General features: G+C 45.0%; 16 protein-coding genes. 9 read left to right on the plus strand and 7 right to left on the minus strand.

Annotated elements, in window-relative coordinates; genetic code table 11:
* Positions 1 to 1,198: DUF748 domain-containing protein (locus A3763_RS23595; RefSeq protein WP_156495297.1), on the minus strand; the 1,198-nt coding region annotated here is incomplete at its 3' end.
* Between the two features lie 102 nt (positions 1,199 to 1,300).
* On the opposite strand from A3763_RS23595, the gene A3763_RS23600 reads away from it, so the two are divergent.
* Positions 1,301 to 1,882, plus strand: coding sequence for a DNA-3-methyladenine glycosylase I (locus A3763_RS23600; RefSeq protein WP_068507588.1), 582 nt, complete (start codon positions 1,301 to 1,303; stop codon positions 1,880 to 1,882).
* Between the two features lie 14 nt (positions 1,883 to 1,896).
* Here A3763_RS23600 and narL read toward each other — a convergent pair whose 3' ends face one another.
* On the minus strand, positions 1,897 to 2,541 hold the full coding sequence (gene narL, locus A3763_RS23605) for a two-component system response regulator NarL (RefSeq protein WP_068507590.1): 645 nt from the start codon (positions 2,539 to 2,541) through the stop codon (positions 1,897 to 1,899).
* 379 nt (positions 2,542 to 2,920) lie between these two features.
* On the opposite strand from narL, the gene A3763_RS23610 reads away from it, so the two are divergent.
* Positions 2,921 to 4,534 carry an MFS transporter gene (locus A3763_RS23610; RefSeq protein WP_068508666.1) on the plus strand — a complete coding sequence of 538 codons (1,614 nt, stop codon included), beginning with the start codon at positions 2,921 to 2,923 and terminating at the stop codon, positions 4,532 to 4,534.
* A 176-nt stretch (positions 4,535 to 4,710) separates the two neighbouring features.
* Positions 4,711 to 5,352 carry a response regulator transcription factor gene (locus A3763_RS23615; protein WP_068508664.1) on the plus strand — a complete coding sequence of 214 codons (642 nt, stop codon included), beginning with the start codon at positions 4,711 to 4,713 and terminating at the stop codon, positions 5,350 to 5,352.
* A 50-nt stretch (positions 5,353 to 5,402) separates the two neighbouring features.
* Here A3763_RS23615 and A3763_RS23620 read toward each other — a convergent pair whose 3' ends face one another.
* Together A3763_RS23620 and A3763_RS23625 are read right to left on the minus strand one after the other, a co-directional pair.
* On the minus strand, positions 5,403 to 7,193 hold the full coding sequence (locus tag A3763_RS23620) for a hybrid sensor histidine kinase/response regulator (protein ID WP_068508663.1): 1,791 nt from the start codon (positions 7,191 to 7,193) through the stop codon (positions 5,403 to 5,405).
* A gap of 110 nt (positions 7,194 to 7,303) precedes the next feature.
* On the minus strand, positions 7,304 to 9,148 hold the full coding sequence (locus tag A3763_RS23625; RefSeq protein WP_082865087.1) for a histidine kinase: 1,845 nt from the start codon (positions 9,146 to 9,148) through the stop codon (positions 7,304 to 7,306).
* Positions 9,149 to 9,478: 330 nt separating this feature from the next.
* On the opposite strand from A3763_RS23625, the gene A3763_RS23630 reads away from it, so the two are divergent.
* From A3763_RS23630 to A3763_RS23650, 5 genes are all read left to right on the plus strand, one after another.
* Entirely contained in the window at positions 9,479 to 13,222 is a 3,744-nt protein-coding gene (locus A3763_RS23630) for a nitrate reductase subunit alpha (RefSeq protein WP_068508662.1), read from the plus strand.
* Between the two features lie 2 nt (positions 13,223 to 13,224).
* Positions 13,225 to 14,763 carry a nitrate reductase subunit beta gene (gene narH / locus A3763_RS23635; protein ID WP_068508661.1) on the plus strand — a complete coding sequence of 513 codons (1,539 nt, stop codon included), beginning with the start codon at positions 13,225 to 13,227 and terminating at the stop codon, positions 14,761 to 14,763.
* 1 nt (position 14,764) lies between these two features.
* Positions 14,765 to 15,529 (plus strand): nitrate reductase molybdenum cofactor assembly chaperone, encoded by a 765-nt coding sequence (narJ, locus tag A3763_RS23640; RefSeq protein ID WP_068508660.1) that lies wholly within the window; start codon positions 14,765 to 14,767, stop codon positions 15,527 to 15,529.
* A gap of 4 nt (positions 15,530 to 15,533) precedes the next feature.
* Positions 15,534 to 16,217, plus strand: a complete 684-nt coding sequence (narI, locus tag A3763_RS23645) for a respiratory nitrate reductase subunit gamma (protein WP_068508659.1) — start codon at positions 15,534 to 15,536, stop codon at positions 16,215 to 16,217.
* Positions 16,218 to 16,334: 117 nt separating this feature from the next.
* Complete coding sequence (locus A3763_RS23650) at positions 16,335 to 17,111, plus strand: peptidylprolyl isomerase (RefSeq protein ID WP_068508658.1); 777 nt, start codon at positions 16,335 to 16,337, stop codon at positions 17,109 to 17,111.
* A 38-nt stretch (positions 17,112 to 17,149) separates the two neighbouring features.
* Here A3763_RS23650 and A3763_RS23655 read toward each other — a convergent pair whose 3' ends face one another.
* A complete protein-coding gene (locus A3763_RS23655) occupies positions 17,150 to 17,986 on the minus strand; it encodes an ABC transporter permease (RefSeq protein ID WP_197470226.1) in 837 nt (278 codons plus the stop codon).
* Positions 17,987 to 18,088: 102 nt separating this feature from the next.
* Here A3763_RS23655 and A3763_RS23660 point away from each other — a divergent pair, with 102 nt between their 5' ends.
* Positions 18,089 to 19,585: a DUF3336 domain-containing protein gene (locus A3763_RS23660; RefSeq protein WP_197470227.1), complete on the plus strand. Its 1,497-nt coding sequence runs from the start codon at positions 18,089 to 18,091 to the stop codon at positions 19,583 to 19,585.
* 1 nt (position 19,586) lies between these two features.
* On the opposite strand, the gene A3763_RS23665 is transcribed toward A3763_RS23660, so the two are convergent.
* Positions 19,587 to 20,525 carry a sel1 repeat family protein gene (locus A3763_RS23665; protein ID WP_068508656.1) on the minus strand — a complete coding sequence of 313 codons (939 nt, stop codon included), beginning with the start codon at positions 20,523 to 20,525 and terminating at the stop codon, positions 19,587 to 19,589.
* A 129-nt stretch (positions 20,526 to 20,654) separates the two neighbouring features.
* Positions 20,655 to 20,847: hypothetical protein (locus tag A3763_RS29140; protein WP_197483076.1), on the minus strand; the 193-nt coding region annotated here is incomplete at its 5' end.

Below are 20,847 nucleotides of genomic sequence, written 5' to 3' on the forward strand. Positions count from 1 at the left end.
GACTTATATCGGCGGGTGTTTCCAGGCTAGCGTCTTGCCAATTGATCAGCCCTTCTTTTAGCTTTATCGATGTCACTGACCACTTGAAAGGTGCTTCCTGAGTCGAGTGACTTGTGTCGTTGCTGGTTTTTGCTATAGGCTCTGAGGCCTCACTTTCGTTGGTATCAGTAGCAAGCTTTTCTTGTTGAAGTGGACGTAGCAAATTTATTTGTGAGGTCTCATCCTTTTTAGCAAATAACACGGGCTTTTCTATTAGCAAGTTGCCCAGCTTAGCTGTACGTTCTTCCAGATTAAAATTGATAGGGCTAAGCGACACTGAATCGAGTGTAAATAAGCTCTCTGTATCTTGAGTCTCAGCCAAGGCAATCTGAGAAAGCGACACCGAGCCAGTTTCGATCAGCAGGTGTGATCTCTGGTCACTAAATTCAGTATCGTAGCTGCCTTCTAGTGAAATTAGTGCGTTATTAAGTGAGTAGGGAGAGAAAGGTTTGACGTAATGCCAGAAGCTTGAAGAGCGAAGATTGCTCAAGGCCAAAGAGCCTTTAGAAGAAAAAGGGGCAATGCCAATTTGTCCCTTCCATGAAAGCTCTTGACCCTGGCCTAGTGAGAGGTTTAGTGAGTAGTTGCCACCATCATTATGGTCTGTCGAGAAGTCCTTTAATGCGAGATTGAGAGGCTCAAGCTTTAGCATAAAGGTTTCATCGCTAGAGCGATCGGTAAAGTTGACCAGTCCATGAGAGATAGAGATCAGGCCGAAAAAGAAGGCTAAAGGCTCTGAGTTATCGACTTCCTCTGGCGCTGCCTCGCTGTCAGCTTTTACAAAGTCACGCTGGAAATTTAACAGACCTTGCTCGTCAAGCTGAGCATTGATACTAGGCCTCGTCAAACTGACTTCATCAAAAGCTATGCGCCCCCCCAATGAACCGAGGGCGCTAAAGTTGACGTAGAATCGATCAAAGCTGACGCTATCTTGCTGGAACTCATCCTTAGCTTGGAAACCGTGAACGGCTAGAGATAGTGCGTAAGGGTTGAAAACAACTGATTCGATTTGCGTATCCCAGGCTGCAATATCCTTAAGGGAGTTGATGGCCTGCTGCTTAACAATATAAGGTACAGCAAACCAGCCGAATACACTGTAGATTAAAAAGAAAAGAATGAGCCAGAACTTCTTGGATTTGAAATTAAGGATGGTCGACACAGTGTAACCCTCTAGAGTGGCTATTTTAGAACAGAACCTTGAACCGCGAAGCTGACATTATAAAACGAGCTGAGCAATAAAGAACTAAAAAGGAACTAAAAAATGACCGAAAACTGCTCACAAGAGAAACGTTGCCCCTGGTGCGGTAATGACCCTTTATATCAGCAATATCATGATGAAATTTGGGGTAAGCCAAGGTGGGGTAGCCAGGATCTATTTGCCAAACTTTGCCTTGATGGCCAACAAGCGGGTTTGAGCTGGATTACGATTTTACGAAAAGAAAAAAGCTATTACGAAGCATATGATAATTTCGATCCTAAGCGTATTGCAGAATATGACCAGACGAAGATAGATGAATTACTGCTTAATTCAGGTGTGATTCGAAATAAGCTTAAGGTGAACTCTATTATTAAAAATGCACGCGAATTTCTCGAGATTGAAAAGAATGAGGGTGACTTTTCAAAGTACCTTTGGTCATTTGTTGGCGCTAAGCCGATAGTTAACAGCTGGCGGACGATGGCAGATGTACCGGCTGTAACGCCAGAGTCCGAAGCAATGTCGAAAGATTTGAAAAAGCGCGGCTTTACCTTTGTCGGTCCGACTATTTGCTATGCCTTTATGCAGGCTGTGGGGATGGTTAATGACCACCTGGTGACATGCCCAGAGTGGTCAAAAGTGAGCTAAAAGCTGAGTGAAGTTTAGCCCTTCTGATTCACCATCCATACTGCGGCTTCAACTCGAGAATTCAAACCTAGTTTTTTCAGGACATGTTTGACGTGAACCTTCACGGTTCCGTCAGAGATATCGAGTTCACGGGCAATAAGCTTGTTGCTCATACCTTTGGCTATGAGTTTCAGGATCTCGTGTTCCCGGCTGGTTAGTTTGGCTAATAAGTTCGATTTCTTATCGTTGCCGCCTCGTATTGCTCCGGCCAGAACATGTGTTAGCTTCTCACTGATCACCATTTTACCAAGCGCGGCTTCTTTTAGCTTTTCCAGTATTTGCTCAGGGTCCATATCTTTAAGCAGGTAGCCGTCGGCACCATAAGTAATAGCGCAAACAACGTCTTCATCACTATCGCTTACGGTTAGCATGATGATACGGGAGGTGATCTCGGCATTTCGCATGGCTCTAAGTGTTTCCAAACCATCCATACCTTGCATATTCAGATCTAACACGATTAGGTCGGGCTCGTGCTCTTTAGCAAGCTCTAGGGCGCTATGCCCATCACTTGCTTCACCAATGACTTCTAGCTCATCTTCGAATTCAATCAGCTGGGTTAGTCCTTTTCTTAATAAAGGGTGGTCATCAACTAATAATATGGTGGCGGGGATCTGGCTCATGAGTGCTTCAACCTTTATGCGGCGCTTAGTTTCTGGTTTAAGAATCTTATCTAGTCGCAACTCTGTCTTAGAACGCGCCATTTGGCAAGAACCCTGGTTCTCAAAATTGACGTGAATCATGTTCGACAGGCTTTACTCGTGGAGGCTTAGAGAGAGTAGGCACCGAAATGTACCTACTTCTGGTCGCATGTGTTGTACCCCTTGTTTTACGCAGCGTAGCGACAATGCAGGTGCTGGCAAGGGTACTACCCAGTAGTAGGTATTGGGGGGTAAGTAAAGGGTGAAGAAATGCCTACTCCCTTGAGTCGATTGTTCTTGTTTATAGGCTTGCGCATGATGAACGTGACTTAGCATTATTTATAACATTGGGAGAAATTCTATGTCGGATATTCAAAAATGGGATCCGGAGGACGAGCAGTTCTGGGAATCCACCGGTAAGAAAATAGCCAACCGAAATTTGTGGATTTCTATCCCGAGTTTGCTTTGCGGCTTCGCGGTTTGGTTGTATTGGGGCATCATCACGGTTCAAATGTTGAACTTGGGCTTCCCCTATGAAAAATCACAACTATTTACTTTAATGGCGATTGCCGGTTTGACGGGTGCAACGCTACGAATACCCAGCACCTTCTTTATCCGTTTGGCGGGTGGCCGAAATACAATCTTCTTTACCACAGCATTACTCATGCTACCTGCAGCCGGTACAGGTATCGCGCTGTCTAACCCTGAAACACCTTTCTGGGTTTTCCAGGCACTAGCGCTTCTATCTGGCTTTGGTGGTGGTAACTTCTCATCTTCAATGTCAAACATCAGTTTCTTCTTTCCTAAGAAGCAGCAGGGCTTGGCGCTAGGTTTGAATGCGGGTCTGGGTAACTTTGGTGTTACTACGATGCAGATTCTGGTTCCATTGGCGATGACTGTTGGCATGTTCGGCGCACTAGGCGGCGAGTCAATGACGCTAGTTAATACTTCAGGTACCTTGATCGGTAAGATTCCTGCAGGTACTGAAGCATGGATTCAAAATGCAGGCTTCGTGTGGTTGCTCTTCCTGATTCCTCTCGCACTTGCTGGCTGGTTCGGTATGAATAACTTGCGTGAAGACCACATTTCGCCAAGTATTCCTGGCCCTGTTGGTTCTTTCGGCTTAATTTCAATGATGTTGCTGGTTGGCTTTGCTTGTGCAATCTTCGGCCTATGGTTGATGCTTCCTGAGAAAGTGGGTGGTTCAGGTTTTGGTGTAAGTAAGTGGATCGTATTACCTATTGTTATCGCAGCGACAGTATTTGCTTTGAAAGCGATTCCAGGTCAGATCGGTGAGAGCTTAACGCGTCAGTACAAAATCTTTGATAACAAGCATACTTGGGCAATGACAGTTATTTATACAATGACTTTTGGTTCATTCATTGGTTTTGCAGCATCTTTCCCGCTAACGATTAAAGTTGTATTTGGTTTCCAGCACGTGATGGTTGATGGTGTGATGACACACAACACGGCTAACCCTAATGGGCCAAGTGCTTTAATGTACGCCTGGATGGGGCCTTTCATCGGTGCTTTGATTCGCCCAGTTGGTGGTTGGATCTCTGATAAAGTAGGTGGTGCTTTAGTTACTCAGATTTGTGCGGTAATTATGGTGGCATGTGCAATTGGTGTGGCTTACTTCATGAAAGCCGCTTACCAGTCAGCAACACCTGAAGAATTCTTCGTACCATTCTTTGTATTGTTCTTAGTCTTGTTTGCTGCAACAGGTATTGGTAACGGTTCTACTTTCCGTACCATCTCTCAGGTATTCAATAAAGAGCAAGCAGGTCCGGTATTGGGTTGGACTGCAGCGGTGGCAGCATACGGTGCATTCATTATGCCTAAAGTATTGGGTGAGCAAATCAAGGCGACGACTCCTGAGTACGCGCTATATGGCTTCGCAACGTTCTACGCCGTATGTATCGTTCTTAACTGGTGGTTCTACCTACGTAAGAGCTGCGAGCACTATAATCCATAACGACAATCCATAAGTTGTAAGTTATGGCTTAAAATAAAAAACCGCGCAACTAGCGCGGTTTTTTATGTTTACTGGTTAATAAATGGCCAATAATTGGCTTGCTAAGCAGGTGTTAATATCAGCATAATATGCATGCTAAAAAACAAATATAACATCAGCCTGGTAATCATACTGTTATGCAAGCTTCTTGCTTTTCGCCGATGAGTGGTGAACTGAAATTATTAGTGATAGAGGACCATCCAGTCTACCTGGAAGGGCTTTCATTTGTGCTTAAGCGTTTGAGCGAAGAGGTTGTGATCGAATGTGCTCATGGCGTGATAGAGGCTCAAAATCACCTTGGACAAAATCAGGGTTATGACCTGATATTGCTCGACTTATGCTTACCTGATGAGGGGGGGCTGTCTATTCTTCGATACCTGTCTGAGCAGAAAATATTCATCCCGGCAATTATTTTGTCAGCTTCCGAGGAACTCAGGGATGTTCAGCGAGCCCTTAAGGCTGGGGCTAGTGGTTTTATTAGTAAAGCCAGCAGCAGTGAAGTGATCCTTAATCAGATAAAAAAAGTCATGGAAGGCGAGAATTGCCTGCCAGACTTTTATCAGTCACAACAAGTTGCTGAATTACCAGAGTTAACACCTCGGCAAAAGGAAGTTTTACAGTTAGTGTGTGAAGGCTTACCAAACAAGAAAATCTGCCAGCGCCTGCATTTGACCGAGCATACGATCAAGAGCCATATGAAGACCTTATTTAGCGAGCTAAACGTACATAACCGCACTGAATGTGCTCGGGTAGCAGTTGATTTGGGCTTGTTAGAATAATTGCTTAGCGGCCATTCATTGTAGCGGCTTAAAAATTAGCCTCAAATAGGCTAATTCTTTGCCTGTAAGTAGTGCTGAATCATTAGCTTTAATTTGGCGGGAGCTAATGGTTTAAAGGCGATTCCGGTAATATTTAGATCCTGTTCAACAAAACTCTGACTGACTTCTTCGCTGACTTCTTGCTGAGTGTCGGCTGTGATTAAAATTGCGGGCGTGGCGGTCGCTGCTCTTTTTCTCATCTCTAGTATCAGTTCAATGCCATTTTGTGGATAAGCAGGAAAGCGATAGTCGCAGATAATAAGGTCGAAAATTTCTGACTCGCTGCAGCTTAACGCATCGTAAGGGTTCTTAACTGCGGCGACGGAGTAGCCCCAATTGGCTAACAGTATTTGGCATGAATCCAGGACACTTTGGTCGTCATCGATTAGGAGAATGCGCTTATCAGGGCTGGGGCGTGGCACTTGTGCTGGTGCATTGTTAATCGGTTTCTCGAGAGAATAGGCTTGCGCCAGCTCTAGCCAAAAGCATGCGCCCTTATGTTTTCCTGCTCTGACGCCGTATTTGACTTCTAATAGCTCACTTAGCTGTTTGACAATCGCAAGCCCTAAGCCCATACCTTGCTTGTCAGATTGATCCGTTTGATGAAACTCGTCGAAGATACTTTCCATTTCTTCTTCAGGAATTCCTTTGCCATTGTCTTCCACTTCCAAGAAGATAGTTTTGCCTTCTTTGTACCAATTGACTTTTACTCCGGTTGCATCGGCATGCTTAAATGCATTTTCGCAAAGGTTTCGAAATATTCTCTCGACTAAGATTGGGTCACTTTTTACAATACAAGGTGAGGGGCCTTCGGTGCGAATCGTCATACCAAGCTCTTCCGCACGAATGTTTTGCTCGGGAATTAGTGAGCCGATCAAACTTGAAAGATCAAAGTTTGTATTCTTTGCTTCAACAATGCCGGCATTTAACCTTGAGATATTGAGTAAAGAGCTAAGTAACTGGCTTAGTTGATTAATGGCGAGCTTAAGTTTTTGTGTTAAGGCTAAAGAATCTCCCTTGGGAAGCTGGTTTTCTAAGGTCTCAATAAGTAAGTTCATAGCGTGTAGAGGCTGTCTCAAGTCATGACTGGCGGTGGCTAACAGCCTCGTACGTGAGGATATTTCTTGCTGGTCTCTAGACTTTGCAAGTTCAACCAGCTTCTTATTGAGAAAGAGGCTACGCCGTGATCGTTCTTGCATGTAGCTGCCAATCGCCCCCATAAAATTGAGTGTAATAATAAACGCAGCATTTGAGCTGATAATATGGCTGGGAGAGTTCAGATTGAGCTCAAGGGTAAAATAGCCCAGCGATACGATCACTCCACCTAATGTGGCCAAAGTATACGGCGAGCCCATTAGGAAATAGCCAAAAACCAAGAGCAGCAACACACCGTCGTAAGGCATTTGCGCATCATTAATTCGTGTAGTGTACATAATAGCAACGATACTTAAGCCAGAGACTATGTAGGCACTCATATACAGACTTGAATACGCGCGTATCGACCAATTCATTCGGGCGGCGATCATTGTTATAGCGATGAGAGGGCAAACTATAAACAGACGAATACAGGTTGTGACGACGTAGACAGACTCGGGGAGCGTGTAGATATCTAGTAAAGCAAATAAGAAAAAAATGAATAATGCGGCAACTCCAATTGCAGGAATTCGTTCTAGTAAGCGTTGGTGTCGATATTCCCTGAACTCACTTTCAAGTGACTGAGAAAACTTTATGAAGGGGAAGCGACGCTTGTTTGCATATTCGAGCTGAAGCTCTTCAACGCTTTTTTCGTAATGGCTTGTCATCGTTATTATTGGTCTTTTAAGCGATTAGAGTGAAGCGTTCTATGTTAGTTGGTGTGCAGAACGATGCCAAGTAAGGTCACCGCTCAAATGGGAGAAATGTGATTTGCGTGTTACGAGCGTATGATAACTTTACTTTCATCACTTTCTCTGAGGTAACTGGGTGAGAAACGAAGCTGGATTTGAGTACCTTGGATACCCTCTTGAGAGCTCTTAACAACTAGCTCACCGTTCAAGTGCCGACTGCGTTCTTGAATGATGGCCAGGCCATAATGATTTAACTTTTCTGGGTTGCTGGACAGCCCTACTCCATCGTCTTTAATTTCCAGTTGGATGGTTTTGTCAGTTTGCTGAAGTAAGCTAATATCCAGGCGTGTACCCTTGGAGTGGTTGACAGCATTCTGGCTGGCCTCACGAAGAATTTGTAGCACGTGAATTTCCTCAGAAGGACTCAAAGGAATATTCTTCAGTGAATTCTTCAGGTTAATGTGCATCTCGGTTCGCGCTCTCAATTGCTTAATGGTTTGCTCAATTGCGCCATGTAAACCTTTATCATCGATTTTTAAGCGGAAGGTGGTGAGTAGTTCACGTAAGTGACGGTAAGCTGATGAAAGGCCCTCACTCAGCTCATCAATAATTGGCTGTTGCATCTCATACTTTTTCTTATCGTGTGACTTTTGTAAGCGTGTTACTTGAATCTTCAGGTAAGAGAGCGATTGAGCTAGAGAGTCGTGAAGCTCTCGGGCCATTACTGTACGCTCACTAAGCATCGCCAAGCGGTGTTCTTGCTCTTTGGTCTCCTGTAAAGATAAAGCGATGGCTAGTTGGTCAGCGCTAGATTGGACCAATTTTTGTTGCCATAAGAGAAGGGGTTTGTCTTTCGATTGAGGTAATTTGATCACACCATACTGTTTTGCTTGATGAATGACTGGGTATCGATATATCAAAGCATCCTCAGCTAATTGATTGAAAGGTCCGTCACCGCGGCAGCCTTCACAGGTAAAGCGATTGCAAAGCTGTTCATCATCATCATGCATGTCAATCTGCAAATAAGGGCGTTCGCCTTGTGTCGTAAATAGGCAGAGCTCAATATCTTTAACCATTAGTATCATGCCTAGATCATTGATAATTTCTTGGTAATCCAGGCTCTTGTCTTGATCTTCCAGTACTTTCCTGGCAACGCCGAAGGAATATTCTAGGACGGTATTACTTCGTTTTAGTTCTTTGGTTCGTTCTTCAACCCGGCTTTCTAGCTGTTGATAAGTTTCAGCGATTGATTGGCTCATCTGGTTAAAGGTTTGTGCTAGTAAAGCCAGCTCATCTTTACCAGGAATGTCGATGTGCTGCTGGATGTAGCCATCACGAATCATTTTTGCAGCTTCTGTCAGGCGGCCCAGGGGGCTTTCTACACGGTTTTTAAGCAGATAAAAAATCAGGCTACCAACCAAGGTGGTAAACAGCATGGCAAATAATTGGAAGGTTCGAAGTGTGCGAATTTTTGACTCAGCTTCTAGCTGAAGCTCAGATACCAGAATATCGGTTAGATCAACTTGTTTGTTGAGCAAGGTAAGTGTTTCGGGGATTGGTTTTTCACCGTTCTTCAAACGTGGTTTGACGATCTCAAACCAATGCTGGTAGCCGTTTGTAAAAGCTTGTTCCAAGTCAGGGTTTGAAAGGGATGAGTGAAGGTTAGTAAAAAGGGTGTTATTCCAGGTTTGGTCTAGTTTTTCTATTAGCGGCCCGATGTCATTTGGGGAGTGAGTAGCGGTTAAGCCTATATGATAGGTCTGCATGCGCATTGAACCTGAGAGGTTAATCGCATGAGCATCGGAATCGGCTTGCTCTGTCACCCAAAAAGAAAAGAATATCGATAATAAGGTGATACCTATGATGGTAAACAGTGACAAGTTTATGTAACTCATCACTGAGTGAATGAACTGCTGATTGCGTTGTAACACGGGTAATACCCCTAAAAAGCCATAGCCTGATGTAGTAAGGCCGATAAAATAAAAATCTATTATATATCAATATCTTAAAAATAATTCACGATAACCCTAAGTGGGTAGTTTGGCTGTTTTATGACCAGAGCCGCCTGGTGTAAATTGATGCAAATCAATTTCAATATTCTTGCCCCTCCATATACTGAGAGCAATCGCACTAATGGAGTCGTGTTATGTACACAATACTGCCAATGTGCTTTGAATATCAATTGTTCAAAAATAATCGTTTGTTTGGCCATGACAGAAGTTAAGTGATGGGAATAAACAAACAAGGGTGAGGAACCACAAATGAGTCAGTTTTTAGACAGGTTACGTTTTTTCAAAACGAAAAAGCAGGACTTTGCCTCAGGGCATGGCGTAACAACCAACGAGGATCGTGGCTGGGAGGATGGCTATCGCCGTCGTTGGCAGCACGATAAAATTGTACGATCAACACATGGGGTCAACTGTACTGGCTCATGTAGTTGGAAGATTTATGTTAAGGATGGCCTGGTAACCTGGGAAACCCAGCAAACTGATTATCCTCGTACGCGCCCTGACCTTCCTAACCACGAGCCACGCGGCTGTCCTCGTGGTGCGAGTTATTCCTGGTACATCTATAGTGCAAACCGCTTGAAGTACCCAAAGGTACGTAAAGCTCTATTGAAGCTATGGCGCGAAGCTAAAGCCCAGCATAGTGACCCGGTTAAAGCTTGGGAATCGATTGTTAACGATCCGGCAAAAGCTAAATCCTACAAAGAAAAACGTGGTATGGGCGGCTTGGTTCGTTCTGACTGGAAAGAAGTTAATGAGCTGATTGCTGCTTCTAACGTTTACACTGCTAAGAAATATGGTCCTGACCGTATTACCGGCTTCTCGCCAATTCCTGCGATGTCGATGGTTTCTTATGCGGCAGGTGCTCGTTACTTATCCTTGATCGGTGGTAACTGCCTAAGCTTCTATGACTGGTACTGTGATTTGCCACCAGCATCTCCTCAGATTTGGGGTGAGCAGACTGACGTACCAGAATCTGCAGACTGGTATAACTCTGGCTACATCATTGCTTGGGGTTCTAACGTTCCACAAACGCGTACACCTGATGCTCACTTCTTCACTGAAGTTCGCTATAAGGGTACTAAGACTGTATCCGTTACACCTGACTACTCAGAAGTTGCGAAGTTGACCGATGAGTGGATTCACGCGAAGCAAGGTACTGACTCAGCAGTAGCGATGGCAATGGGCCACGTTATTCTGAAAGAGTTTCACGTAGATAAGCCAAGTGCTTACTTCACTGAATACGTGCGTACCAAGACTGATTTCCCTTACTTGGTTATGTTAGAAGAGTCTGATCAAGGCTTACAGCAAGGTCGCTTCCTAAGAGCCTCTGATCTCGATGGTAACTTGGGTCAAGAAAACAACCCTGAGTGGAAGACGATTGCAGTTAACGATGCGAGCAATGAGTTGGTTTCACCTACCGGTTCAATAGGTTATCGCTGGGGTGAAAAAGGTAAGTGGAATATTGATCAGCTAGACGGTAATACCGGCGAAGAGATCAAATTAGGCTTATCACTAAAAGATAGTGCAGACGAAGTGGTTGAAGTTTCCTTCCCTTACTTCGGTGGACAAGAGCACGAATACGGTTATTTTGATCATACTGATCACGATGCGAATCAACTACGTAAAGTACCTGCTAAGAAAATTAAGTTAGCAGATGGTAGTGAGAAGTTGGTTGCAACTGTATTTGACCTGACTCTTGCAAACTACGGTGTTGAGCACGGTTTAAACTGTGCAAATTCAGCATCAAGTTTTGACGAAGACAAGCCATACACGCCAGCATGGCAAGAAAAAATCACCGGTACGCCGCGTGAGCAGATCATCAAGATCGCACGAGAGTTTGCAGACAATGCAAACAAGACGACTGGTCGCAGCATGATCATTATCGGTGCGGCGATGAACCACTGGTACAACATGGACATGAACTACCGTGGCGTTATCAACATGTTGATGATGTGTGGTTGTATCGGTCAATCTGGTGGCGGTTGGGCTCACTATGTTGGACAAGAGAAGTTGCGTCCTCAGTGTGGTTGGCTACCGCTAGCATTTGGTTTGGATTGGCAGCGTCCACCACGTCAAATGAACGGTACCTCTTTCTTCTACAATCACGCAAACCAATGGCGTTATGAGAAATTGGAAATGGAAGAGGTTGTGTCACCTTTGGCTGATAAGTCTAAGTGGCAAGCTTCTATCATTGACTACAATACGCGTGCAGAGCGTATGGGTTGGTTGCCATCAGCACCTCAATTAGCAATTAACCCATTGCAGTTGACTAAAGATGCTGAGAAGGCAGGTAAAACTCCTCAAGAATACACGGTTGATCAATTGAAGAACGGTTCTTTGAAGTTTGCTTGTGAAGATCCGGATGATGTTCAAAACCATCCTCATAATATGTTTATCTGGCGTTCAAACCTATTAGGTTCGTCAGGTAAGGGTCATGAATACATGCTTCGTCACCTTCTAGGTACTAAGAACGGTCTTCAAGGTAAAGACCTTGATGAACGTGGCGCCAAGAAGCCAGAAGATGTTAAGTGGCACGATACGCCAGTCGAGGGTAAGGTCGACTTGCTAGTGACGCTAGACTTCCGTATGTCGACTACCTGCTTGTATTCAGATGTTGTATTACCTACAGCAACTTGGTACGAAAAAGACGATATGAATACGTCGGATATGCATCCGTTTATTCACCCTCTTTCTAAAGCGATTGACCCGGTTTGGGAATCGAGATCTGACTGGGATATCTTCAAAGGTATTGCCAAGAAGTTCTCTGAACTTTGTGAAGGCCACTTGGGTGTTGAGAAAGATTTGGTCACGGTACCGCTTCAGCACGACACACCAGGAGAGCTTGCTCAGCCAGAGGGTGTGAAAGCATGGTGGAAAGGTGAGTGTGACCTGATTCCAGGTAAGACGGCACCAAACCTAGCCGTTGTTGAACGTGATTACCCGAATACCTATAAGCGCTTTACTTCGCTTGGCCCATTGCTAGAGAAACTAGGTAATGGTGGTAAGGGTATTACTTGGAACACTGAAGATGAAGTGAAGTTCTTGGGTGAGCTTAACTATAAGCACACTGAAGAAGGCGCGCATCAGGGTCGTCCGAAGATTGAGTCGGCAATTGATGCCTCTGAAGTGATCTTGAGCCTGGCACCAGAAACTAATGGTCAGGTAGCGGTTAAAGCATGGGCTGCACTGTCAGAGTTTACCGGTAAAGATCACACACACTTGGCTAAGCCGAAAGAAGAGGAAAAAATCCGCTTCCGCGACATTCAGGCGCAGCCTCGTAAGATCATCTCTTCTCCTACCTGGTCAGGTCTGGAAGATGAGCACGTATCTTATAACGCAGGTTATACCAACGTACACGAGTTGATTCCATGGAGAACAGTGACAGGTCGTCAGCAGTTCTATCAGGATCATGAGTGGATGCGTGACTTCGGTGAAACCCAGTGCTTGTATAAGCCACCAGTTAACATGAAGACAGTTAAGCCTTTGTTAGACAAGAAACCAAACGGCAACAAAGAGATCGTATTGAACTGGATTACACCTCACCAGAAATGGGGTATCCACTCAACCTACTCTGATAACTTGTTGATGTTGACCCTTTCACGTGGTGGTCCGATTGTTTGGATCTCGGAAGTTGATGCAGCAAAAGCAGGCATCGAAGATAACGATTGGATCGAAGTGTTCAATGTTAACGGTGCCATTGCATGTCGTGCGGTCGTTTCCCAGCGTGTAAACGAAGGTATGAGCTTGATGTATCACGCACAGGAACGACAAATAAATATGCCGGGGGCTGAAACAACCAAGACACGTGGTGGTATGCATAACTCTGTTACAAGAGCGGTTATGAAGCCTACTCACATGATCGGTGGTTACGCACAGCAAGCATACGGATTTAACTACTACGGTACCGTTGGCTGTAACCGAGATGAATTTGTAATCGTCCGTAAGATGGACAAAGTTGACTGGTTGGACGAGTCGTCTGAAGAGCGAGGAGCATAGCGATGAAAGTACGTGCACAAATAGGCATGGTCCTGAACCTGGACAAATGTATCGGCTGTCACACTTGTTCTATCACTTGTAAGAACGTATGGACGAGCCGTGACGGTGTTGAATACGCTTGGTTTAACAATGTTGAATCTAAGCCAGGCGTGGGTTTCCCTAAAGAGTGGGAAAACCAGGAAAAATGGAACGGCGGTTGGGTCCGTGGTAACGATGGTAAGTTGACACCGCGTCAAGGTAACAAGATGCGTGTGTTGGCGAATATCTTCGGTAACCCTGACCTACCCGAAATCGATGACTACTATGAGCCATTCGATTACGACTACGAGCATCTGCATACTGCGCCAGAAAGCAAGCATCAGCCAACGGCTCGTCCGAAGTCGCTGATCACTGGCAAAATCATGGAGAAGATCAACTGGGGCCCAAACTGGGAAGAGATTCTAGGTACGGAGTTCGCTAAACGTAAAGTTGATTCAAACTTCAATGAAGTAGCGCAGAAAGACATCTACGGTCAGTTCGAAAAGACCTTTATGATGTACTTGCCACGCTTATGTGAGCACTGTTTGAATCCGGCTTGTGTTGCAAGTTGTCCTTCAGGTGCGATCTACAAGCGTGAAGAAGACGGTATCGTATTGATCGACCAAGACAAGTGTCGTGGTTGGAGAATGTGTGTATCGGGTTGCCCATACAAGAAGATCTACTACAACTGGAAGTCTGGTAAGTCAGAGAAGTGTATTTTCTGTTACCCACGTATCGAAGCGGGCCAGCCAACAGTTTGTTCTGAGACTTGTGTAGGTCGTATCCGTTACTTGGGTGTACTTCTTTATGATGCAGACCGTATCGAAGAAGCAGCAGCAACGCCGCTAGAGAAAGATTTGTACCAGGCACAGTTGGATATCTTCCTAGATCCAAATGATCCTAAAGTGCAAGATGCGGCACGCGCTGAAGGCATTCCTGATAGCTGGATTGAGTCGGCTCAAGCATCACCTGTTTATAAGATGGCAATGGACTGGAAAGTAGCGCTACCGTTACACCCAGAGTACCGTACGCTGCCAATGGTTTGGTACATCCCACCACTATCCCCAATCCAGAATGCTGCTGAGCAGGGTCGTATTGGTATGGACGGTGTGATTCCAGACATTAAGTCACTGCGTATTCCGGTACGGTACTTGGCTAATTTGCTAACGGCCGGTGAAGAAGCGCCAGTTGTGAATGCACTAGAAAGAATGCTGGCAATGCGTTCATTCAAGCGTTCACAGCAAGTAGAAGGCAAAGAAGATCTGGAAGTTTTGAAGAAGACGGGTTTAACAGCCTTACAGGTTGAAGAAATGTATCGTTACATGGCGATTGCTAACTACGAAGACCGTTTCGTCGTGCCATCAAGCCATAAAGCTTACGCAGAAGATGCTTACGACATGAAGAGTTCATGTGGTTTCAGCTTCGGCAATGGCTGTAGCGATGGTAACAACGAAGTCAACATGTTTGGTGGTAACAAACCAAGTAACCGAGCGAATATCATCGCGGTTTCAGGAGGTGACTAAGATGGATACTTCAAATGCGAAGGTGCTAGCTGTTGTATCTTGTTTGATGGATTACCCACGGGAAGACATCCTTCTTTACAAAGGTGAATTGGATCAAGTGGTAGCGGAGGCTGGCCTAGCGCCAGCCATCGAAACCAAGTTGCTGGCGTTTATTGAAAACCGGGCAGCGATGGATCTAATGGACTGGCAGAGTGAATACGGTGGTCTATTCGATCGTGGACGTTCGGTCGCGCTATGGTTGTTTGAGCACGTACACGGCGAATCCCGTGATCGTGGCCAGGCAATGGTAGATCTGGTCGATATGTACCGCGAAGCAGGTTTAGAGCTGGACAAGCACGAGTTGCCTGACTACATCCCCTTGTTCCTGGAGTTTCTCTCAACCCAAGGTAAAGAGAACGCCCAGAATTGGTTGCAGGAAATGGAGCATATTTTAGGCTTGATCCAGTGTCGCTTGGAAAAACGTAAAAGTGATTACTCGGTTTTGTTTGAGGCGCTTCTGGACTTTGCTGACAGTAAGATCGAATTGGACGAAATTCGTGAGCAAATCGCTGATGAGAAGCGAGATGACACGAAAAAAGCAATCGACAAAGAATGGGAAGAGGAAGAAGTGAAGTTTGGTGCTGAGTCACTAGATAAAAGCTGCGAGTCTTCAACGCGTCGACCCAGCGAAGCTCAGCGTCGTGACCAAGATATCCCGGTTAACTGGGTAGGTTTTGATGCCACGCCGTCCTCGTCACAATCTTCTATCTCCGATAAGAGAGGATAAGAAAATGGATTACTTAAATCATTTATTCTTTGGAATTTACCCCTACATTGCTTTGGCAGTGTTCGTTTTAGGTTCGATTGTGCGTTACGACCGCGATCAATATACCTGGAAAACTGGTTCAAGCCAGATGTTAGAAAGTGCTCAATTACGAAAAGGCAGCCGCCCTTTCCACGTGGGTATCATTATGGTTTTGATGGGGCACTTTGTGGGCCTATTAACGCCACATGTGGTATGGGAAACACTTGGCGTAAGCGATAGTTTCAAGCAAATGGTCGCAATGGGCATGGGTGGCTTCTTTGGCCTGGTGTGCTTATATGGCTTGGTGATTCTTGTTAAGCGTCGTTTAGGTAATGAGCGAGTGCGAGCGACTAGCTCAAGAATGGATATCCTTATCCTACTCTTGTTGTTGGTTCAGCTACTACTAGGCTTGATCTCGATCTTCGTATCGATGGGTCACCTGGATGGTGTTGAAATGGTTAAGCTAATGAGCTGGGCGCAAAATATGGTCTTGTTTAACGGCGTTGAAGCTTCAGCAGCGATTGCTGATGTTCACCCAATCTTTAAGCTACACGTAGCCTTGGGTATGACTTTGTTCTTGGTCTTCCCATTCAGCCGTTTAGTTCATGTTTGGAGTGTGCCAGTTAAGTACTTCTCTCGTAACTATCAGGTTGTACGTAGTAAGGCTTAATAGCCATCTTATCCCCGCAAAGCGCGGGGATATTTTCAAAGGGGTCAGACTCGATTGAAACCTTAGTTTCAATCGAGTCTGACCCCTTTGAAAATATAGACTAAGTTGGAGTTAGATATGATCCGAGTGAATCAAACAGAATTTGATGAAACAGCCATCGTCAAAGAAATGCAGTACCACGTGGCCCAAACGCACACGGAATCGAAAAATAAGGCTTGTGAGTCTCTGATTATCAGTGAGCTTCTTAAGCAGCGTGCTGAAGCTTTAAATCTAGCAGGTGGTGCAAAGAGCCAAGAAGCCCAGAGTACTGAAGATGCGTTTCTTGAAGCTTTGTTAGATACCGAAGTCGAAGTACCTTCGGCCAGTGAAGATGATTGCCGTCAGTATTTTGAAGCAAATCCTAAAAAATTCATGACCAGCCCCTTGGTCGAGGCGCGTCATATCTTGCTTGATGCATCACCCGATGATGCCAATGCTCGTTCCGAAGCAACGGAACTGGCAGAGCAACTGATTAAACGCTTACAAGAAAATATTGGGCAGTTTGAAGAGCTGGCCAAGATGCATTCCAAATGCCCTTCAAAAGAGACGGGTGGTCACCTTGGGCAGCTTGGTAAAGGCCAAACTGTGCCAGAATTCGAACGTCAGTTATTCAATTGTCCTGAAGGTTTAGCCAGTGCGCCAATCGAAAGCCGTTATGGTGTGCATGTTGTTTTCATTAACCACAAAGAAGAAGGTAAAGCTTTACCTTATGAGATGGTTAAAGAACGAATTTCTGATTACCTGAATGAAAAGGTTAGACGTAAAGCGATTGCCCAGTATATTCATTCATTAATTATGGATGCCGACATTGAAGGTTTCGACTTTAGTGTGTCCGACTCCCCTTTAATGCAGTAAGCTCCCCATATTTGGGGTCAGAGTAAAAATGGCTGTTTTTACTCTGACTCCAATTTCTTATCTAATAATGATCGGCTCAAGGTCATAAAAATGACTGAAGAGATCCCTGCAGCGGCAAATAGCATACACATCACCATTATCTGATAGCGAGCGGCAATAAAAGGCGATACGCCAGAGAGTATTTGCCCCGTCATCATTCCAGGTAGCGAGACCAGACCGACGGCGAACATTGCATTGATATTTGGAATCATTGCCGTGTTGAAAGCCGTATTCCGTGCAGTTTCGTAAACATGGCCACTACGAAGTTCAGCCTGTAAACGTTCGCCAGCCAAACTAATGCTGGTCATTGAGGTTGCAAAAATCATCCCGGCTAGTGGAATCATATAACGTGGCAAGTACCAAGGGTCTAGCTGTAACACTAGCTGTGTGACCAGAGCAAGCATTAAACCGCCACCAATAAATACCGCAATCAGCGCTTTACTGAATAACTGAAAGCGTCCCTTTGTTGATAGTGCGTTGTTGCCAGTGCTATCTGACAGCGTGTTTAGAGATATCCAGCTCGATGCCAGCATCATCACTGATAGAACAGCCAAGGTGAGCAAGCTGCTTTCTGATTCGAAGATCATGATCAGCGCGTAGCCAATTAATAGCAGCTGGAGTAGCATGCGGATGATTGAGTAACAGGCTTTTCCGTATGCCAGCCCCCAATATCGCATTAGAGCAATCACAAAGAAAGTAGGGATAAAAGCGATGAGCAAGCGTTCAAAGGGAATGATTTCAATAGTCATCGGAAACTCGAAGTGATTGAAAGGACGGCGCGTATCATAACATGGAGCAGAGTAAAGCGATGGCACTTCAAGAATGATCTGGGTCATACAAAACCTGAAGAATACTCATAAAATGGTAAATAATACGGCGAAAAGTGGTATCTCCTGTTAAGCTTGAAAGCAATCATGACTTTACTTCGGAGAGTACGAGTGTTTTTTGAAAGCTCATCCAAGAAACTAGCTAAGCTTGAAATCAACATGGCCGCTGCAGAAAGCTATCAGGCTTGGTGCAGTGCGGCAGAAAAACATGACCTGGCTTCGGGTGCCAGCGAATGGAAAGAGCTTGAGCATACAAGCGAATATGACTACAAACAGATTCGTCATCGTCTAGAAGCTCTTCAGAGGCTTCGTCGAGACAACAATTATCATGGCTTACTGTTCGCTCTGAATGAAGGTATACATGGCAATATGGGGGGAATGGGTAAGCCTGTTCTCTATAACCATGCCAAGTATGGTACGAAGAAACTTATCGAAGAGTATGTCGATGAGATAGTTGAGTCCATAGAGCATATCGCAGAATTAGATGCCTCGCAGATCGATTATGAAGAGCGCCTAGACTTCTTTCATCGAGCCAGCCTTTGCTACGGCCGAACAGCGCTGATGCTCAGTGGCGGCGGTGCACTTGGACATTTCCACATTGGTGTTGTAAAAGCCTTGCTTCAGCAAAATCTTCTACCAAGTGTTATATCAGGCGCTAGTGCGGGCTCGGTCATTACAGCCATATTTGGTACGCATACAGATTTGGAGCTAAAAGAACTCATTCAGCCAGTGAGAATGTTAGCTGAGGCGAAAGAAAATGCAGGCTGGCTTAAAAAGCTCTTGTATGGAAAGAGAAAGCGCGCTGATATCAAAGATTTTGAAGAGCATGTGCTCAATCGTTTGGTACCTGATCTGACCTTCCAAGAAGCGTATGAACTCACAGGCCGTCGGATCAATATTTCCGTAGCGCCTGCAGAACTCCATCAGACCTCTCGTTTGTTGAATGCGATTACTTCACCAAATGTTTATATTCGTACTGCTGTGCTTGCTTCGTGTGCAGTGCCCGGTATTTTCCCTTCTGTCATGTTGGAAGCGAAGAATGAGCTTGGTGAGCGTCAAGCCTATCTACCCACACGACGCTGGATAGACGGTTCTTTTAGTGATGACTTGCCGGCTAAGCGTTTGGCTCGTTTATACGATGTGAATCACTATATCGGAAGTTTGATTAATCCGATCGTATTGTTTACTAAAGATGGTTGGGATAACACGAGAATTCCAAGTTGGGTACGCTGGCTAACGCATAAGAGTGCTAGCCGTTTTGCCAAAGCAACTTGTGCCGTGAGTCAGAAATATACTCCAAACTGGACGCGTTTTAATGTCTTGATGAATACCGTTGCCTCGGTGCTAAACCAGGAATACAGCGCCAATATTAATGTCTACCCGGATTTTAGAAAATTCGATTTTCGGCAAATACTTAGCCCGCTGTCTGAAGCCGAGTTACTAGAGCTGGTTCGACAAGGGGAATTGGCAACCTGGTCACAGATGGAGCGAATTCGTATTACCAGCAAAGTAGAGCGAACGCTGGAGCGAATTTTGGAAGAATATGGAGAAAATGACCTGCTACATGCGAAGATGAAGCGGCGTAAGAAACAGGTTCAAAAAACCTAAGTTAGTGCATGTCCAGCTGTAGGGACATTTTATCAATAGGCGTTACTGAAAGTAGTGATTTCATACAACGCTTTGAGTCGTAGCCGCACAAAGCGATCTCCTCATCCGAAAATATCCAGGGTTTGCCAGATTCATACAATTCCAAGCGGGCGTTGAGAGGTGCTTGGTACTGCTCCATATAGTGGTGCTTGGCGCTATAGTATTTTAAACTCGATAAAGCATCCCTTTGCGTGATTACTGCTCGTTCGAATAAACCATTAGCCGCATAAACGGCAGCAGCAGTGTCTAGAAAAAGAGGGCGGTCTGAAAGGTCCTCATCATCGATGATATCCTCTATCATTTCTAAAGCACGTTGCGGGTTTCTAAATGAATCATTGGGATATGTTGCCAGCCACCAAGCATAGAAAGCATTGGAGCTGTCAAAAACCTGGTTTTCAATCGATTTCTCAAAATAGTAGCGTGCATTGTCAAGATTACGCTCAGTCCCGTGCCCAACCAGGCTGCTATGCGCTAATACTGCCAATGCCCAATAATACTCCTGGTACTTTTCGCTTTTCAGGATTTTAAAAGCTAATGACTTATCTGGCTCTTCAGTGTCAGCAAGAATTTGGTAGGCTTTTATCAAGGGTATGTAATAGTCATAAGCTTGGTCATAGCGCCCATAATCTGCTTTTTCTGCGATATCGAGATAAAGACGGGATTTTTCCAGATCTCTAGGGACTTGATAGTCGAGGATATAAAGGTTCGCTGCATGCAATGCGGGAATTCGGTAGCCGAGCTTTGCGTCCTGCTCGAAATAATGAAGGGCTTCAGGATAGTTGTGTGCTTCTAGATTTTGTAAGGCTTGTCTAAAGTTCGTTGCACAGGCGCTGAGTTGGATTACTAGAGCTATCACTAGTGAGAGTTTTATTGCACGACTGATCAAATTACCACTAAACACTACCGGCTATCCTTATTTAAATAATCCTTCAGCTATTCTACCACTGGTTTAGAGTATGTACACTTTAATGAAATATAAATAGAGAAAGGCCGAGACGATGTCCGGGCTTTCTCTAACAAGTAAAGTAAACTAACGCCCCATGAGACCCGCCACGGCTGCAACATCATCTTTGCTTTCCAGTAATTGTGCCAAAGCTTCCTCGGCTTTTTCTGGTGTGATGTGCAGACGGGTATAAATACTTTCATCAAGTTTGTCGGCTGGTTTAGGAACAACGCCTGCGTCAGCCAGCATATCTTGAGTGAGCTGCAGTAAACCGGCGTAT

The sequence above is a fragment of the Oleiphilus sp. HI0128 genome (assembly GCF_001635365.1).

What these genes read in the sequence shown, in the direction of transcription:
- A3763_RS23600 (WP_068507588.1), top strand. Translation starts at nt 1,301, where the DNA reads ATGACCGAAAACTGCTCACAAGAGAAACGTTGCCCCTGGTGCGGTAAT.
- narL (WP_068507590.1), bottom strand. Translation starts at nt 2,541, where the DNA reads ATGAGCCAGATCCCCGCCACCATATTATTAGTTGATGACCACCCTTTA.
- A3763_RS23610 (WP_068508666.1), top strand. Translation starts at nt 2,921, where the DNA reads ATGTCGGATATTCAAAAATGGGATCCGGAGGACGAGCAGTTCTGGGAA.
- A3763_RS23615 (WP_068508664.1), top strand. Translation starts at nt 4,711, where the DNA reads ATGCAAGCTTCTTGCTTTTCGCCGATGAGTGGTGAACTGAAATTATTA.
- A3763_RS23620 (WP_068508663.1), bottom strand. Translation starts at nt 7,193, where the DNA reads ATGACAAGCCATTACGAAAAAAGCGTTGAAGAGCTTCAGCTCGAATAT.
- A3763_RS23630 (WP_068508662.1), top strand. Translation starts at nt 9,479, where the DNA reads ATGAGTCAGTTTTTAGACAGGTTACGTTTTTTCAAAACGAAAAAGCAG.
- narH (WP_068508661.1), top strand. Translation starts at nt 13,225, where the DNA reads ATGAAAGTACGTGCACAAATAGGCATGGTCCTGAACCTGGACAAATGT.
- narJ (WP_068508660.1), top strand. Translation starts at nt 14,765, where the DNA reads ATGGATACTTCAAATGCGAAGGTGCTAGCTGTTGTATCTTGTTTGATG.
- narI (WP_068508659.1), top strand. Translation starts at nt 15,534, where the DNA reads ATGGATTACTTAAATCATTTATTCTTTGGAATTTACCCCTACATTGCT.
- A3763_RS23650 (WP_068508658.1), top strand. Translation starts at nt 16,335, where the DNA reads ATGATCCGAGTGAATCAAACAGAATTTGATGAAACAGCCATCGTCAAA.
- A3763_RS23655 (WP_197470226.1), bottom strand. Translation starts at nt 17,986, where the DNA reads ATGACCCAGATCATTCTTGAAGTGCCATCGCTTTACTCTGCTCCATGT.